Raw genomic sequence first — 14,212 nt, 5'->3', positions numbered from 1 at the left:
CCAGGTCGGTGAAGGCGCCCAGGACGGTCTTCGACAGGAAGTCCCGGCCGCGGTCGACGCGTACGTGCTCGGGTATGCCGCCCGCTGGCCCGTACGGGCCGGTGCGCAGCACGGCGGCGCGCAGAGCCGCCAGGATCGAGGCCCTTGAGGGATGGCCGGGGGTGACTGCGGTGCCCGTGATGGCCTTCGTCGCGACATCGATGAACCACGTCACCCACGGGCGCACCAGCTCCCCGTCCGCGTCGACCACAAGCGGCGCCTGGACGTGGTCGGACTCCCAGGTGTGGTTCCGCCACAGCCTCGGCCTGCGCCCGAACACATCGTGAGCCCGGGCCGCCTCCGGACCCCGGGCCAGGCCCGCGCGTTCGCCCGCGGTCAGGTCACGGCGCACCGCGCGCAGGAACGTCGACAACGACGGCACCGGATCGAGCAAGGGAACCGCCTCCATCGGCGCCCCGCCTGGCACCGCGGTGACCAGATCACCGGCTGCGGCACGGGCGCGGACCACCAGCTGCCGGTGTACCGCCGAGGCGTTGCCCCGCCAGTACGCCAGGAGCACCCGCACCTGCGACGTCACCTCGAACCGGTCCACCGTTCTCGCCCCCGGACGGGCCGCCATACGGGGCTCGGCGTCAGCCTGCGCGAGCCACCGCCACACCGTCCGCTCCGACACCCCCAGACACTCCCCCGCAAGGCGCACGTGCCCCCGTGAAAGCCGCCTCTGGGCCCGCAGCCGCAGCAGCCGCTGAACCACAGCACCGCGCAACGCGGCGAGCGCCGGACCCTGGAGCTCAGGCACCGGCTCTGGCACGTCCAGCGGTGCCGACGCTCCCGCCTCGGATGAACTGATCATGGAACCGCTCCCTGCCGCCCGCTGTTGGTCTCCCTTTTCGATCCTGTGCCGTCGGCCGTTACGGGTAGGGGCCAAGCCGGGCGCAGGCCTGCTCGATCAACACACGGTCCACGCGTACGTCCCTGCCTCGCTTGGACAGGGCGTAGACATGGGAGGTGATCTTCGCCCAGGTACGGAAATTGCCCCGCGCAACCGTCGCATCCGCCCATCCCACGTCCGCCGGCTCGACGCCCTCCCACACGTCATGGAACATCGCCAGCGTCTCTGCGAGCCGCTCCTGGTCCAGGCCGGGAACCTGGTGCCAGGTCAGCACCCGCGACCGCAACGCAGGCGCCCGCGCGATCACCCGCTCCGCACCCGCCCCACACAACAGCAGCGCGGCAGCCGTACCCGGCTCGTCCCACAGCAGACGCAGGTAGTCCAGCAGCGGCGGGGACAGGCGCTGTACGTCATCGAGGAACAGCACCCCAGGCCTGCGCAGCGCCTCTCCGAGGGCGCGGTCCGCCGACTGCGCCCGGTGCGAGAGAGAACCCGCCGCCAGCCCGAGCGCGTCCAGCAGCGAAGCGCGCATCTGCGGCAGGCCCGGCTTCACGCCGACCACCGCCCGCCATACAGGCACCCGATCAGGCAGCAGATGCAGCGACTGCTGCACGGCCACCGTCTTCCCCACCCCCGGCTCCCCGAACACACACCCAATTCCCCGCGCGGCCACGGTGTGCCCCGCGGCTTCCACCACAGCAGCAACGCCGGCCGTCGACACCACCCGGGCACCCGGCACAAACAGCCGCACCCCACCCCGCGACGGACCGGTCTTCCCCTCGTCCGGCTCGGCAACAGCTGGGACTTCCGAAACCGCGTCCACCACCGGCAGACCCTCACCCGCCCGCTGCAGCTTCAGGTCGGCCAGAACCCGCTCATACCGGCTGGCCTCGACCCGGTTCCGGGAAGGCCTCGCCACCTCCAGCACCCGCCCCGCCCGCAGATCACGGAGCACCACGCGCTGGAGCGTCGAGAGAGACGGGACGCGCCCGACACCCCACTCCTCCAGCCCACCATCGGCGTGTGCCCGCTCTATCCGCCGATGCAAGCCGGAGACGTTACCGCCCTCTTCCGCGAGGACCGCCCACAACGCATCACTCAACGCGAACCCGTCCCCGCGCGGCCTCGCCTCCATCCGCCCCGCCCGCCCCTCAGCGAGCCAACGCCACACCGTCCGCTCCGACACCCCGGCAAGCTCCGCCGCGACCTTCACATGCAGCCGCGATACAACCCCCGACTCCTCCACCGCGAGCAGACGCCGAACCACCACACCCCGACCCGCACCAGACCCCGCAACCGAAGCCCCTGCCTCACCACGTACACCGCGACCCGACCGAGCAGCCATACCCACCAGCACAGCCCAAGCAAGCCACCCCGAACACAGGAACTTTCAACCCTGTGACAGCCACACCATCCACGTGCTATCGGCCAATGGCAGCCCCCTGGTCAACCCATGACAGCCATCACAGACCCAGGAACCGTGCTGTACCAGGCCAGAAACCCATCACGCAGCGATGACGCCCAAACCCCGCCACCACACCCCCAACTCACACGCTGGAGGACGGGTCCTGCTGGTCGCCGCATACTGGCGGGCCAACCTCCGCTGCGGCAGTTGGCGCCGCTGTCCGGAGTATCGAAGTCAGCTGCCGGCCGCATCGTCGACCGCAACGCCCCGGCGATGGCGCCGCAGCAGCGAACCGGTGGTGGCGACCAGCGCGGCGGCGGCCAGGTCCGCGGACAGCTCGGTGATCAGTGCCAGGGCGTGATGCTGCCGCAGTGAGGAGAGCAATCGCCAGATGCCGCACTCACGATCATCACTAAGACGATGAGAGCCAGGACGACCAAAGCTACGACGATGAGAGCCAGGACGATCACAGCTACATGGCCAGCCCAATTGCCTTTTTCAGGTGGGGTTTTCGGAGCGCTGCCCTGCGGGACCTCATTGTGGCTCTCGGGCTCGCCACTGGGCCCGTCGTGTCCCTCTGCCGCCACCGTGTCATCCCCCGTCGCAGTGTGTCCTCTCATGGCACGACGTCAGATCTCCTCCGTCAAGGCCTGCGGCGGGTTGCTATCGAGAAGAGCCGCACCGGCTTGACGGATCGTTGTGGACGGGGCGGGAGTGGACGCTGCGCTCTGGCCGGCTCAAGGGGCCGGAGGGCCAGGGCCGTACGGGTCCTCGGAAGGTTCAGTGCCTGTGTCTGAGCTAGCCATGACATTTGAACCGTTGAGTCGATGTCGGGAGACTTAGACCACTGGTGCCTCCATGACGCTCCGAGCGGATGTATCAGTCGTCCGTCAGTGGGAAGCGGGCCCGCTATTAAGGTGTCCGTAAGTGCGCGCACGCCAAACCGTGGATACGTTGCCTGCGCAGTTGGCAGGCAGGCCACGGTCATGCCGTGGCCTCACGGAGTACCGCACGAGAGCGGGAACGGAATGGCAATCCCACGTATCAGGACGGCCGCACGCCTGGGCTTCTGTGTCGTCATCGCGACCGTCTGGCAGTTGGTTCCGCTGTCGGCCCAAGCAAACCCATCGCACGAGCTGCTAGTCCCCAAGAACTACCCCACCATCCAGGCCGCAGTCGATGCCGCCCAGCCCGGAGACCGGATCCGCGTCCGGCCCGGTGTATACCGAGAGCAGGTGGTGATCGACAAGAATGTGTCAATCACCGGCTCGGGCGCCAGGAAAACGACGATCCTTGCTCCGCATACCCTGGTCGCCGGCGAGGACGGCGGCACTTCGATTGTCGAGATCCACAACGGCGCGTCCGTCGCGCTGTCGCAGCTCGCCGTCAGCGGACCAGGTTCCGGGACGTGCAGCGACGGCGCACTCGGGTCCGGCATCCGCGTGCTGGGGGGTGCCCGGCTCGACCTTGGTCACGCTCGCGTCACCCACATCACCGACACGCCCGCAGCGCCTTGCGCCCGCAGCGCGGTCGCCGTCTTCGTCGGAGACTTCCCCGTCGGAACAGGTTCGGTGACGATCCACGATTCCGAGATCTCGGACTACCAGGGCTCGGCCGTCACCGTCCTCAACCAGGGGTCGAGCGCCACGATCGTCAACAGCACCGTCACCGGACACCCGCTCCTGTCAACGGACGGGATCGGGTTCCTCTTGGGCGCGGTCGGGCGCGTCACCCGGAACACCATCAGCGGCAACGAGTGCCGGGAACCAGATCCGGCCTGCGGCCCCGACTTCTTCAGCGAGACCCAGCATGTGGGCATCGCCGCCGGCACGGGCACGGTAATTGAGCACAACCGCCTCATTGGCAACCACGTCGGGATCTACGCTGTCGGCGGATCGGACAGCATCGGGCACAACGACATCACCCGGAGCTCGTACTTCGGCATGGCCCTGCAGGACGGTTCGTTCACGGTCCGCAAGGATCGGATCGACGGCGGCGTCGGGGGCGTCGCGGTGGTCGCTGCCTCGGCCGACACGCAGGTGCTGCTCGACGGGGTGCGTATCAAGGGAACGTCGGGGGCGCCAGTACGCACCTTTGAGTGCTGCGGCTTCAATGCCACGGTGACCGTGCAGCCGTAGAACGGCCGATGAGCACCAGCGCCTGAGCCTCTTCATGGTGTGTGACTGCGAGTCGTTGATTGAGCTGGAGATGTTGCGAGGTCATGGAGAGGGGCGACACCGTTGCCAAGATCCGTCTCACCGGCCACGTTGCTGCACTGCTCATGATCACCATGACGACGATGACGGTGGTGCAGGCCGCCTTCGCCCTGTATGACCAGCGGGCCGCACGACCGTACTAGGCGTCGGGCCCCCACAGCTGCGCCCGGACCGTCGCGAGGAACACCCGGCGGGCCTCGGCGTACTCGGCACGCACCATCCTGTATGCGTGCAGGTACTCAGCCAGCTGGGTATCGGCGTGGTCGGCGCCTCGTACGTCGTCGTCCGGGACGGCGGCCCGCAGGAACCGCTGGTGCGCGACGCTCACGCCCTGGTCGGCCAGGCGGAGAACCTGCCCGAACACCGCCCTGGCCAGCGTCCCGACCTTGGGGCCGCCGGCCAGGCGGACTTCGGCCAGTGACTCGCGGACCTTCCCGGCGCGCTCTCGGAGAGGCTGGGGAAGCTCCGAGGTCTCGTCGGTCTCGGTTCCTTCCCAGCGGCCGGGTTCCAGGTCCGCAGGGTCGGCCGAGTAGACGTCGCACGCCACCAGCAGGGCGCTGATGTCCTTCAGGAACGCAAGGTATGCGGTGTGCTGGGCGGTGCGCAGGTTGGCGGCCCGGTCGTGGTCGGCCTTCGCGTTGGGCTGGGCGCGCTGTTCGTCGAGCGTGAGGCGGGTCAGCTGGCGGGTGGAGCGGACGTTGACCGCGCCCATGACGATGGTGACGACGATGGTGACCAGCGCACCGATCAGGAACGGGACGTAGCTCGGGCTCGGCGCGACCGGAGCCGGCGCGGGTGCCGTGGTCGCGGCGAGGATCGTTGTCGGTGTCATGCCGGGGAGCGTAGGTACGGGGTGCGGGCGGGTGGCGGGGATTTGAGCTGGTTCAGAGCGTCGCCCGTCGCTACCTTGGCGCCGCGCGGGTTATCTGGCCAGACTTACCAGTTCGGTCAGGGGCAGATGCCCTCCAGGCCGCCGCAGCACGGTCGCGACCAGCACGTGCTGGCTGCGTAGCCGAAACTCGCTAACAAAGCCAATCCGCGGTTGCCCGCGATCGAGCCGCTGCTTAAAAGAGCGTTTTATCCCGCTGTAGGTGCTTCATTGCAGTTCAGGTGGCGGGCCGCTTCGGGTCGGATGAGGCAGTGGGTTTCTGCTATGGCAGGTGGGGCGGGTGATGGCCTTCGAGAGTCCGTTTCGATCTCTTCGCTCCCGTCTGATCCCGACACGCCCCCGGTCGCGCCTGTTTGCGCCCTGTGGCGGGAGGGCCGCGATCAGTACTACAGAAACATGCCTCGCAGACAGCGGCCGTATCCGAGCGACCTGTCCGATGCCCGTTGGGAACTGCTGGAACCAACTCTGACAGCCTGGCGGGCCGAACGGAGAGGGAAGGGGCTGGACATAGGCCGGCCGCCCGAACACGACCTTCGTCGGATCATGGACGCGATCCTCTATGTCGACCGGACCGGGATCCCCTGGCGGTACCTGCCGCACGACTTCGCCCCGTGGGAAACCGTCTACGGTTACTTCGCCGCCTGGCAGAAGGACGGGGTCTTCGACGAGCTCAACGGTCTCCTGCGACGACTGGTCCGGGAAGCAGAAGGCCGCGACGCCGAGCCCAGCGCCTGCGTCCTCGACGCCCAGAGCATCAAGACCTCCGCGAACGTCCCGGCCGTTGGCCAGGGCATCGACGCGGGCAAGAAGATCGTCGGCCGCAAACGTCACATCGGCGTCGACACACTCGGCCTCCTCCTGGCCGTGTTGGTCACCGCAGCCAGCGTCTCCCACAACGCCGGCGGCATCCAGGTGCTCTCGCAGATCGCCCAGGCTCATCCGCACGTCACCAAAGCCTGGGCCGACACCGGTTACCGCACCAAGGCCATCGACCACGGCGCTCGTCTCGGCATCGACGTCGAAGTCGTCCACCGCGATCCCGGCCAGAGGGGCTTCAAGGTTCTTCCGCGGCGCTGGGTCGTGGAGCGAACGTTCGGCTGGCTCATGCACCACCGCCGCCTCGCCCGCGACTACGAAACCCAACCGCACCGCTCCGAAGCCATGATCAAGCTGGCGATGGTCGACCTGATAAGCCGCCGGCTGACCAGGGAATCCACGCCGAACTGGCGCTATACCTGAACCCCCGAGTGCGTCAATGGAACGGGTAGAGGCGCTGGCTCGGACCGGGAGGGTCAAAGCTCACCCCGTTCTCGTCGAGTGCGTTGAAGACGGTCACGCGACCCGTGTCGAAGGCGAAGCTGATGTCGACGTTTCCCTGAGCGACGTCCCCGCCCATCCATTCGAGCAGTTCGGCCCCCTTGAGCGGCAGCCCCCTCAGAGCCTGCAGCTCGGGAAGAGGTTCGGGACGCCACTGCAGGTCGAAGCCGGGCCACCGGACTGGACGGGTGGGGTCGATCATGTTCCACGTCAGGGAGAGATCGCCCAGCTTTTGGTGGTTGATCTCGACCTGCTGGCCATCGAAGTCGAACAGCACCGGGCAGTCGCAGAACCACTCGTCGTCCTTGAGGTCCCAGACCATCCAGACTCTCGTGAGCGTCCGGCCGGCAAGACCTCGCAGACGATGCCCATGTTCCTGAACGACGTCACCACGGCTGTCCAACCATGCTGGCTGGTAGCCCGCGATGCCGAAATCGAACATGACGTCATCTTGCCAGTGGTGCCTTCCTCTGATCAATGCAGTCGCGAGCGGCGACCAACCGTCGACTTCTCAAACAGCCCTGCCGGGACAAAACGCTCTTTAAGGATGGCCTCCCTCGCCTCCGATGGTCTTGAGGCCGACGGGCCCTTCTTCATCCTGTCCTCATTCCCGCTCAGGACCAGAAGGTCGTCCGCGCTCGGCTGCTTCTCCGACGCGAGGAGCATGGGAGCGATGCGTGTCCGGTCCCGACGGCGGCCAGGGCCTGGAAGACGGGAACCGCGCGTTTGTGGCTTCGGTCTGGTGGTGGCTGATGGCGGCGAGCTCCTGGCCGTACGCGACCGGGTCACCAGGTGTCTCAGTCCTGGTGGAACAGTGGACTCTGACACCTTTGGCCGGCACGGGAACGACCGCAACCTGGACTCTCGCCGTCGACGCCAGCCCTCCCGCGTGCCACCTCACCACGTAGAACACGGTCTTATGCCCGGTGGCAGACACGTTGATTGAATGTCTGTCAGGAAATCCGACATTAGCGGATGACGTTAACGCGATTTCCGTCAGGGGTATTTCGCCTTCAAGCGTGTGCAACGCGCCGCCCGGTTTCGGCCGGGCGCTGCTCACGGTCGGCCCATCCGGTGGAGCAGGCATCTCCGCGCGGGAGGAGTTCTCTCGCCTGTCTCAAGGAGTGTCATGGACACCTCGACGTCGCTGTCTGCGCATCCGCAGTCCCTTCCGGCTCACGGTTCCCCGCAGGGTGTCTTCCCGTTCGCGTCGGGAACGACGATCGCGGTCGGGACCGCGCCCCAGGGCATCGCCCTCACGCCCGACGGAACGCGAGCCTATGTGGCCAACCGGGGCTCGAACACGGTGAGTGTGATCGACACCGCCACCGACACCGTCACTCACACCATCCCCACCGGCACCGGGCCGACGTTCGTCGCGGCCGGCCCGGACGGCACGCGGGTGTACGTGAGCGTCAACACCGACGGTCTCCTCAGCGTGATCGACACCTCCTCGAACACCATCGTCGCGGAAGTTCCCGTCGGGGCAGGCGCGTCGGTGGTGGGGGTCACGCCTGACGGCGCCCACGCCTATGTGTCCGTGCAGAACTCGGACTTGGTGAGTGTGGTCGACACCACCACCAACACCGTCACAGGCACCGTCCCGGTCGCAGGCGCGCCGATCGGTCTGGCCGTCACGCCGGACGGGGCGCGGGTGTACGTCGCGTCTCTGTTCTCCAACACGGTCAGCGTGATCGACACCGCCACCGACACAGTGACCGGCACCGTCCCGGTCGGCCCCAACCCCATCCTGGTCAACGCAGCGCCCGACGGGGCTCACGTCTACGTCACGAACGTCGGTGACTCCACGGTGAGCGTCATCGAGACCGCGACGAACACGGTGACCGCGACCGTCGGCGTCAGCTCGCAGCCGCGCCTGGTGACGGTGAGTCCCGACAGCGCTCACGCCTTCGTGGCGAACTTCGAGCCGGACACGGTGAGCGTGATCGACACCGCCACCCACACGGTTGTGGAGAACATCGACGTCGGTGACGGCCCCACGTGCATCGTGTTCACCCCCGGCGGGACTTACGCCTACGTGACCGAGAACGCTTCGGGCAGCGTGGGCGTCATGGCGACGAGCGTGATCCCGGACCAGGGATCCACGGCCGGCGGCACCACCGTGACGATCACCGGCCACCACCTGGCCAACGCGACTTCCGTCCGCTTCGGCACCGCGTCGGCCGTCGTCACCGCCAACACGGACACCTCGCTGACCGTCACCGCCCCGGCCGGAAGCGGTGCCGTTCCGGTCTCGGTCACCACCCCGGGCGGCACCGGAACCCTCGGAACCTTCTACTACCGCCCCGTCCCCGCCCTCACCAGCACCAGCCCCGCCGCAGGTCCCGTCGCCGGCAGCGACCAGGAGATCACCATCACCGGCCGCAACCTCGCGGGAGCCATCGACGTGTACTTCGGGCCCCGCCGAGCCGTCATCCAGAAGGTCTCCGACACGCAGCTGGCCGTCAGGACACCGGCCGGAGTCGGGACCCCCGTGTCGGGCGGCGTCGCCATCACCGTGATCACCCCCGGTGGACGCGCCGAGGGCCTGCTCTACACCTACCTCAGCACACCCACCGTCACCGGCGTCAGCCCCAGCACCGGGCCCACCGCCGGCGGCACCCAAGTCACCATCACTGGCACCGGACTGGCCGCCGCCGACGAGGTCACCTTCAACGGCGCCCCCGCCGCCTTCACCACCGTCTCGGACACCACGCTCATCGCCACCTCCCCGCCCAGCGGACAAGAAGGCACCCTCGACATCACCGTCACCACCCCTGGCGGCACCACCACCGGATCCTTCACCTACGTCGCCGAACCCACCCTCTGACACCTGCGGCACGCAGACCCTCCGCGACCCTGGGCTGTTCCCAGTGCCACGGACGGCGACCGACAACGGGCACGAGTAGGTGATCTCAGCGGATGATGAAGTGGATCGAGCCGTTCTCTCGAGGAAGTGTTCGGCCTTGCGTTCGTAGCGGCGGTGGAGTCGGCGACAGCCAGCGAGCCAGGACACGGTCCGTTCGGCGACCCATCGGTGACGGCCGAGCCGCTTTGAGGACTCGATGCCCTTGCGCGCGATGCGGTGGCGGATGCCGCGTTGGCGGAGCCATCGGCACAGGTGGTCGTAGTCGTAGCCCTTGTCGGCGTGGAGCTTGCCGGGGCGCCGTCGGCGAGGTCCTCGCCGGGACCTGATCGGCGGGATGCCCCGCACGAGTGGCTCGAGGCCGAGGCTGTCGTGCATGTTCGCGCCTGAGATGCCGAGTGAGATCGGCAGTCCGTTCCGGTCGGTGATGTCGGCGTACGGACTTTTCTTCGCGTGTACGCCGACATTTGGCGTCGGGCGGTTCGAGGCGGCGAGTAAAGCGGCCCGTGGGCGCGGGCCGAAACGGTGCGTGAGGTCGCTGACTCATGGGGGGCTGGGGGTTGAATGGGGCGGCGTTCCATGAGAGCCCGCTGTGCGTCACCGGAGCGTTTTCGGGAGGTCGAGGCGGGCGTGGATCTGGGAAGCGGCGACGCACCGCGGCGCGCCGATCAAGGGGGGGGATTTACGCGTCAGCCGACGCCGGCCGACGCCGGCTGACGGATCCAATTCCTCTCGCCGGGTGCCCATCGTGGCGGCCTGCCCTTTCTGCGGTCCGGCACGAGGCCGGCATGCAGAAGGGCGGGCTTACACTCCCCTGGAGAGGATGGGCGGCCACTCATTGGATGCAACTGTTATCGCGTGGCGGGGCATATGGCGGCAACACTTGCCCGCAGACTGCTACCTGAATGGCCTAACGCTCTGCGATAATCATTTCGCCTCAGCCGAAAGCGTTCAGTGGGCTCGGCAGGGCGGCGGCTGCCGGCCTTTAGTTTACCCGGGCGGCCTGTTTCGCCCGATGTTTTTCAGCCATATTCGTGCGGGACGGTTTTTCCGCTTTTCTGGTACTGCGCAGCCGCAGGGGGCCTTTTCGGTGTGCGCGGACCTTGGGGGTGCGAGCCGCGAGGGTTTTGGGTTCCGGACTCGTGGCAACCGGCCCTGCCCGGGGGGCTGGCAGGCTGCGGCGGATGCCGGTCTGCCTCCTCAGGGGCCGGGGCGCGGAGCGCGGTGCGGCTTCGCGTCCGGTCGGCACCGGGGGTGCTTGCCTTGACGTTCGGCACCCGTGGGGCATGGGGGCAAGGTGACACGCTTCCACGAACGGGTGAATCTCATGCGGGAGTCTTGCCTGGCGGATGCGTCGCCTCTACTACTGGAGTACCGGTAGGCCGCCCATCCACGCCGGACAGCCACATCTCGGATGTCCGCTGACGTGCCTCGAAGGGCCGTTTCGGCTTCTCCCCCGCTGCCTCGCTCAGGCAGCAGGCAGCAGGCCGTACGGTGATCCACCCGGAAGTCCGCAGCCACACGCGGGTTCCCGTGACCCCTTCGCCTTGGCCCACGTCATCCACCGCACGCATGGCACACGGCGCCGCCGCTCCCAGAACCGGGCGACTCCGGCCAGCGTGCGCCTGCGCGGACGTCCACCGAACAACACCAGCGACTCGCGTTCAGGAGACGTACATGTCCGCAGAACTGCTTTCCGGCCTGACCCTGACTCCCATCCTGACGCAGCCGACGCTGTTCGCCGCCGTGCTGGGCTTCGGGCCCACCTCGGGCGGCAACACCGTCGTGCTGGTCGGCCTCAACCTCAACGGGGCGACGTCCGTCACCTTCGGCGGTACGCCGGCCACGATCGTCTCGCAAGACCCGTCGGGCATCCTGCTCACCGTCACCGCACCGCCCCACGCGCCCGGCAACGTCCCCGTGGTCGTCACCACCCCTGCGGGAGCCAGCAACCCGGTCAGCTACACCTACCTCGGGCCTGCGGTGCCTCCGCCGCCCGCCGTCTTCGCCATCACCCCCACGAGCGGGCCGACCACCGGCGGAACGCCGTTCACGATCGTCGGCACCGACCTCACCGGCGCCTCGGTCACCTTCAACGGCGTTCCGGCCACCAGCGTCAACGTGATCGGCGGAGTCCTGCTGACCGGTGTGACTCCGGCGGGAACGGCCGGCAACGCCACCGTCCAGGTCACCACTCCCGCCGGCAGCGCGACCGTGGCCGGCGGATTCACCTACGTTGCGCCGCCCCCGCCGATCGTGGTGGCCATCACCCCGCTGAGCGGGACGATCGCCGGCGGAACGCCGTTCGTGATCACCGGCGCGAACCTCACCGGCGCCAGCGTCACCTTCGGCGGCACCCCGGCGACCAGTGTCGTCGTCACCGCCAACGGCACGGTGCTCGTCGGCCTGACTCCTGCCGGAGCGGCCGGCAATGTCGCCGTGACGGTCACCACCCCCTCGGGAAGCGCCACCGTCACGGGTGGGTTCACCTACGTCTGACCGCGCCCAGCCAGTGGCCCGGCCTCCCTCCGGCCGGGCCACCGGCACGTCCCGCCCAGCGGCTGCAGTGCAGCACCGGCCGGTCCGGCCCGCAGATCGGCTGTGCCCGCTGCGTCTGTGCGGTCGGGGCCAGCACGCACCCCTGGAGGCGGGCGGCACCGCTGACGCCGGCCGGTCCGGCCCAGCCCTCGACTGCCCTTCAGTGAAGCCGGTGGTCACATGCGGTCAGCTCCGCATCAGCTGAAGATCCGGCAGGCACGGCCAACTCCGCCCTCGCTCCTCAGAGCCGGCCAACTCCGTCCTCGCCCCTCAGAGCCGGCCGAGTCTGCGCGCGCTGCGGGTGCAGGCGGCGCGCAGGGCGAGGGCCAGGAAGCGCCGGGCGGGGGGCTGCGACCATGAGTTCAGCGGCCGCCAGGGGGGGGCGGGCCCCGCGCCGAGCTCGTACACCCATGCGGCCAGTACGGGTGGTCCGTGAAGAACGGGCAGACCAGGCAGGGCCTTCCGGCGCGCAGGGCCGAAGCCGTCGCGCCGGCTCCGCCATGGTGGACGACAGCGGCCGTCTTGGAGAACAGCCAGCCGTGAGGGGGTGCCGCCCACCACCAGGGTGTCCCCCTCGCCAGTAGCGGGGCCCCCGGCAGGACTGCACGCAGATTCGCCCGGCACAGGGCCCGGCATACCAGGGAGTTGACGGCCGGGAGACCGCAGTTGCCATACCGCCCGAAACCCCCACAGAAGAACGGGGCCCCTACGGCCAGGGCCGGTCTTGTCGGCGAGCTTCTCCAGCAGGCCCTTGCCCGGGACGCGCCGGTCAGCGGCGTAGTGGATGCCGAGCGAAACCGCGAGCGCGGCGGCGGCCGCGGCGGCGTGGACCCGGATCCCGAGGGCGCGGGCGCCGAGCCCGGCGACGATCGCATGCGTGGCCACGTAGGTCAGGCAGTGGTGCAGGCACGCCTTGCGGCCGTCGGTGGTGCCGTGGGTGGTCTCCTTCTCGGTGACCGGGTGCTTGTCGGAGGCGCCCTTCACGCGGGCGCAGAAGTCGTTCTGGAAAGGGGTAGTCGCCGATGGCGCTTTTGGCGCGGGTCAGTCCGAGCAGGGCGGCGAAGTCGGCGGAACGGTGCGTCATGCGGTTCGCCTGAGCTCGAAGGGTGAGGGAGCGGGCGGCTGGCCTTTGCTGGTGCTGTGGCCGCCCGGATGGTTCGGCCCCGTCCCGGCCGGTGTGGCCGGGACGGGGTTCGGATCACGCGGCCAGTCGGTGCGCGGTGGGCGCCGGGCCGGTCATGCAGTTGCTCGGGTCCACAGGGGTGCCGTCGTGGCACTCCAGGCAGCAGCCGAGCTTCTTGGAGAGGCAGATGCAGAACCGACGGCCGCATTCGCCGCAGGTCTGCCGGGCCGCCATCGCCTGATCGAGGGCCCGCTCCTGGGCGAGCGTGGGTACGCGTTTGGGCTGCTTGGAGTCGGCGACCGCGGAGGCGGAGCCGAGTTCCCGGCCGGCGCGGCGCTGGGCGGCTGACAGGAACGGCATCACCGCGAGCGACAGGGCGGCGATGACGATGCCGGGGACCGACCGCTCGGCTTCCCCGGTGCCGGTGAGCGCACGGACGGCGTCGACGGTGACCCAGGCGACGGCGGTGGCGGAGGAGACCTCGATGACGGAGTCGAGGCCGAAGCCGATCAGGGCGGTGCTGGCGACCAGGAGCGTATTCGGCGGGCGAGGAGGTCGCGGCGGGCAGGGCTGGGCCCGAGGGATATCGCGGTCATCAGCAGCACCCCTTGTCGTCGGCGTCGACGCAGGTGCGGTCGGTGGCGACGGCCACGACGGCGTTGCGCAGGTCGTCCAGCGCGTGGCCGAGGCGGGGGTCGGCCAGTTCGTAGCGGGTGCGCCGGCCGTCGGGGACGGTGACGACCAGGCCGCAGTCGCGCAGGCATGCCAGATGGTTCGACAGCCGGGTGCGGGAGATGCCGAGGGCGTCGGCGAGGTCGGAGGGGTAGGCCGGGGCCTCGCGCAGCGCGAGCAGCAGGCGGCAGCGGATCGGGTCGGCCAGCGCCCGGCCGAAGCGGGTCAGGGCGTCGAGATCGGTCGCGAGGGTCAGCATGGACAAGACGATACACGGATGCTTGAATCCAAGAA

The 14,212-nt window shown here is 69.0% G+C and carries 11 protein-coding genes and 4 pseudogenes; 6 read left to right on the top strand and 9 right to left on the bottom strand.

Annotated elements, in window-relative coordinates; genetic code table 11:
* Both ACSHWO_RS34970 and ACSHWO_RS34965 read right to left on the bottom strand, forming a co-directional pair.
* A pseudogene (locus tag ACSHWO_RS34970) lies at nucleotides 1–742 on the bottom strand (Mu transposase C-terminal domain-containing protein); the annotation flags it as partial.
* A gap of 169 nt (nucleotides 743–911) precedes the next feature.
* The gene (locus ACSHWO_RS34965) at nucleotides 912–2,162 is read right to left on the bottom strand and encodes an AAA family ATPase (RefSeq protein WP_438309466.1); all 1,251 of its coding nucleotides are present in this window, start codon (nucleotides 2,160–2,162) and stop codon (nucleotides 912–914) included.
* A 292-nt stretch (nucleotides 2,163–2,454) separates the two neighbouring features.
* On the opposite strand from ACSHWO_RS34965, the pseudogene ACSHWO_RS34960 reads away from it, so the two are divergent.
* Nucleotides 2,455–2,588 (top strand): annotated as a pseudogene (locus tag ACSHWO_RS34960) (transposase family protein); the annotation flags it as partial.
* On the opposite strand, the gene ACSHWO_RS34955 reads toward ACSHWO_RS34960, so the two are convergent.
* On the bottom strand, nucleotides 2,532–2,681 hold the full coding sequence (locus tag ACSHWO_RS34955) for a hypothetical protein (RefSeq protein ID WP_438319353.1): 150 nt from the start codon (nucleotides 2,679–2,681) through the stop codon (nucleotides 2,532–2,534). The pseudogene ACSHWO_RS34960 and the gene ACSHWO_RS34955 overlap by 57 nt on opposite strands.
* Before the next feature lie 644 nt (nucleotides 2,682–3,325).
* On the opposite strand from ACSHWO_RS34955, the gene ACSHWO_RS34950 reads away from it, so the two are divergent.
* Both ACSHWO_RS34950 and ACSHWO_RS34945 read left to right on the top strand, forming a co-directional pair.
* The gene (locus ACSHWO_RS34950) at nucleotides 3,326–4,435 is read left to right on the top strand and encodes a right-handed parallel beta-helix repeat-containing protein (protein WP_438318805.1); all 1,110 of its coding nucleotides are present in this window, start codon (nucleotides 3,326–3,328) and stop codon (nucleotides 4,433–4,435) included.
* An 83-nt stretch (nucleotides 4,436–4,518) separates the two neighbouring features.
* The gene (locus ACSHWO_RS34945) at nucleotides 4,519–4,656 is read left to right on the top strand and encodes a hypothetical protein (protein WP_438318802.1); all 138 of its coding nucleotides are present in this window, start codon (nucleotides 4,519–4,521) and stop codon (nucleotides 4,654–4,656) included.
* On the opposite strand, the gene ACSHWO_RS34940 is transcribed toward ACSHWO_RS34945, so the two are convergent.
* On the bottom strand, nucleotides 4,653–5,345 hold the full coding sequence (locus ACSHWO_RS34940; protein WP_438318799.1) for a hypothetical protein: 693 nt from the start codon (nucleotides 5,343–5,345) through the stop codon (nucleotides 4,653–4,655). The genes ACSHWO_RS34945 and ACSHWO_RS34940 overlap by 4 nt on opposite strands.
* A gap of 453 nt (nucleotides 5,346–5,798) precedes the next feature.
* Between ACSHWO_RS34940 and ACSHWO_RS34935 the strand changes: the two genes are divergently transcribed.
* A complete protein-coding gene (locus tag ACSHWO_RS34935; RefSeq protein ID WP_438318796.1) occupies nucleotides 5,799–6,641 on the top strand; it encodes an IS5 family transposase in 843 nt (280 codons plus the stop codon).
* A gap of 13 nt (nucleotides 6,642–6,654) precedes the next feature.
* Here the strand turns inward: ACSHWO_RS34935 and ACSHWO_RS34930 are convergent, their stop codons facing one another.
* Complete coding sequence (locus ACSHWO_RS34930) at nucleotides 6,655–7,161, bottom strand: hypothetical protein (RefSeq protein ID WP_438318793.1); 507 nt, start codon at nucleotides 7,159–7,161, stop codon at nucleotides 6,655–6,657.
* A 687-nt stretch (nucleotides 7,162–7,848) separates the two neighbouring features.
* Between ACSHWO_RS34930 and ACSHWO_RS34925 the strand changes: the two genes are divergently transcribed.
* On the top strand, nucleotides 7,849–9,549 hold the full coding sequence (locus tag ACSHWO_RS34925) for an IPT/TIG domain-containing protein (RefSeq protein ID WP_438318790.1): 1,701 nt from the start codon (nucleotides 7,849–7,851) through the stop codon (nucleotides 9,547–9,549).
* Between the two features lie 123 nt (nucleotides 9,550–9,672).
* Here the strand turns inward: ACSHWO_RS34925 and ACSHWO_RS34920 are convergent.
* Nucleotides 9,673–10,014 (bottom strand): annotated as a pseudogene (locus tag ACSHWO_RS34920) (transposase); the annotation flags it as partial.
* Between the two features lie 1,248 nt (nucleotides 10,015–11,262).
* Here ACSHWO_RS34920 and ACSHWO_RS34915 point away from each other — a divergent pair.
* Complete coding sequence (locus ACSHWO_RS34915; RefSeq protein WP_385849906.1) at nucleotides 11,263–12,084, top strand: IPT/TIG domain-containing protein; 822 nt, start codon at nucleotides 11,263–11,265, stop codon at nucleotides 12,082–12,084.
* Between the two features lie 309 nt (nucleotides 12,085–12,393).
* Here ACSHWO_RS34915 and ACSHWO_RS34910 read toward each other — a convergent pair whose 3' ends face one another.
* The 3 genes and pseudogenes from ACSHWO_RS34910 to ACSHWO_RS34900 all read right to left on the bottom strand — a co-directional run bounded on the left by ACSHWO_RS34910 (nucleotide 12,394) and on the right by ACSHWO_RS34900 (nucleotide 14,177).
* A complete protein-coding gene (locus ACSHWO_RS34910) occupies nucleotides 12,394–13,107 on the bottom strand; it encodes a hypothetical protein (RefSeq protein WP_438318787.1) in 714 nt (237 codons plus the stop codon).
* A 214-nt stretch (nucleotides 13,108–13,321) separates the two neighbouring features.
* Nucleotides 13,322–13,842, bottom strand: a pseudogene (locus tag ACSHWO_RS34905) (hypothetical protein).
* Nucleotides 13,842–14,177: an ArsR/SmtB family transcription factor gene (locus ACSHWO_RS34900; protein WP_361102452.1), complete on the bottom strand. Its 336-nt coding sequence runs from the start codon at nucleotides 14,175–14,177 to the stop codon at nucleotides 13,842–13,844. Before ACSHWO_RS34900 ends, ACSHWO_RS34905 begins: the two are co-directional and overlap by 1 nt.
* Between the last annotated feature and the right edge of the window lie 35 nt (nucleotides 14,178–14,212).

This window comes from Streptomyces pallidus (ex Mingjun et al. 2026) (assembly GCF_051550185.1).
Lineage (GTDB): Bacteria > Actinomycetota > Actinomycetes > Streptomycetales > Streptomycetaceae > Streptomyces.
Note: the sequence above shows the minus strand (reverse complement) of the source record. Positions and strands in the feature narration are given on the sequence as shown.

Coding starts and splice junctions, on each gene's coding strand:
- ACSHWO_RS34950 (WP_438318805.1), top strand. CDS start 3,326: ATGGCAATCCCACGTATCAGGACGGCCGCACGCCTGGGCTTCTGTGTC.
- ACSHWO_RS34945 (WP_438318802.1), top strand. CDS start 4,519: ATGGAGAGGGGCGACACCGTTGCCAAGATCCGTCTCACCGGCCACGTT.
- ACSHWO_RS34940 (WP_438318799.1), bottom strand. CDS start 5,345: ATGACACCGACAACGATCCTCGCCGCGACCACGGCACCCGCGCCGGCT.
- ACSHWO_RS34935 (WP_438318796.1), top strand. CDS start 5,799: ATGCCTCGCAGACAGCGGCCGTATCCGAGCGACCTGTCCGATGCCCGT.
- ACSHWO_RS34930 (WP_438318793.1), bottom strand. CDS start 7,161: ATGTTCGATTTCGGCATCGCGGGCTACCAGCCAGCATGGTTGGACAGC.
- ACSHWO_RS34925 (WP_438318790.1), top strand. CDS start 7,849: ATGGACACCTCGACGTCGCTGTCTGCGCATCCGCAGTCCCTTCCGGCT.
- ACSHWO_RS34915 (WP_385849906.1), top strand. CDS start 11,263: ATGTCCGCAGAACTGCTTTCCGGCCTGACCCTGACTCCCATCCTGACG.
- ACSHWO_RS34900 (WP_361102452.1), bottom strand. CDS start 14,177: ATGCTGACCCTCGCGACCGATCTCGACGCCCTGACCCGCTTCGGCCGG.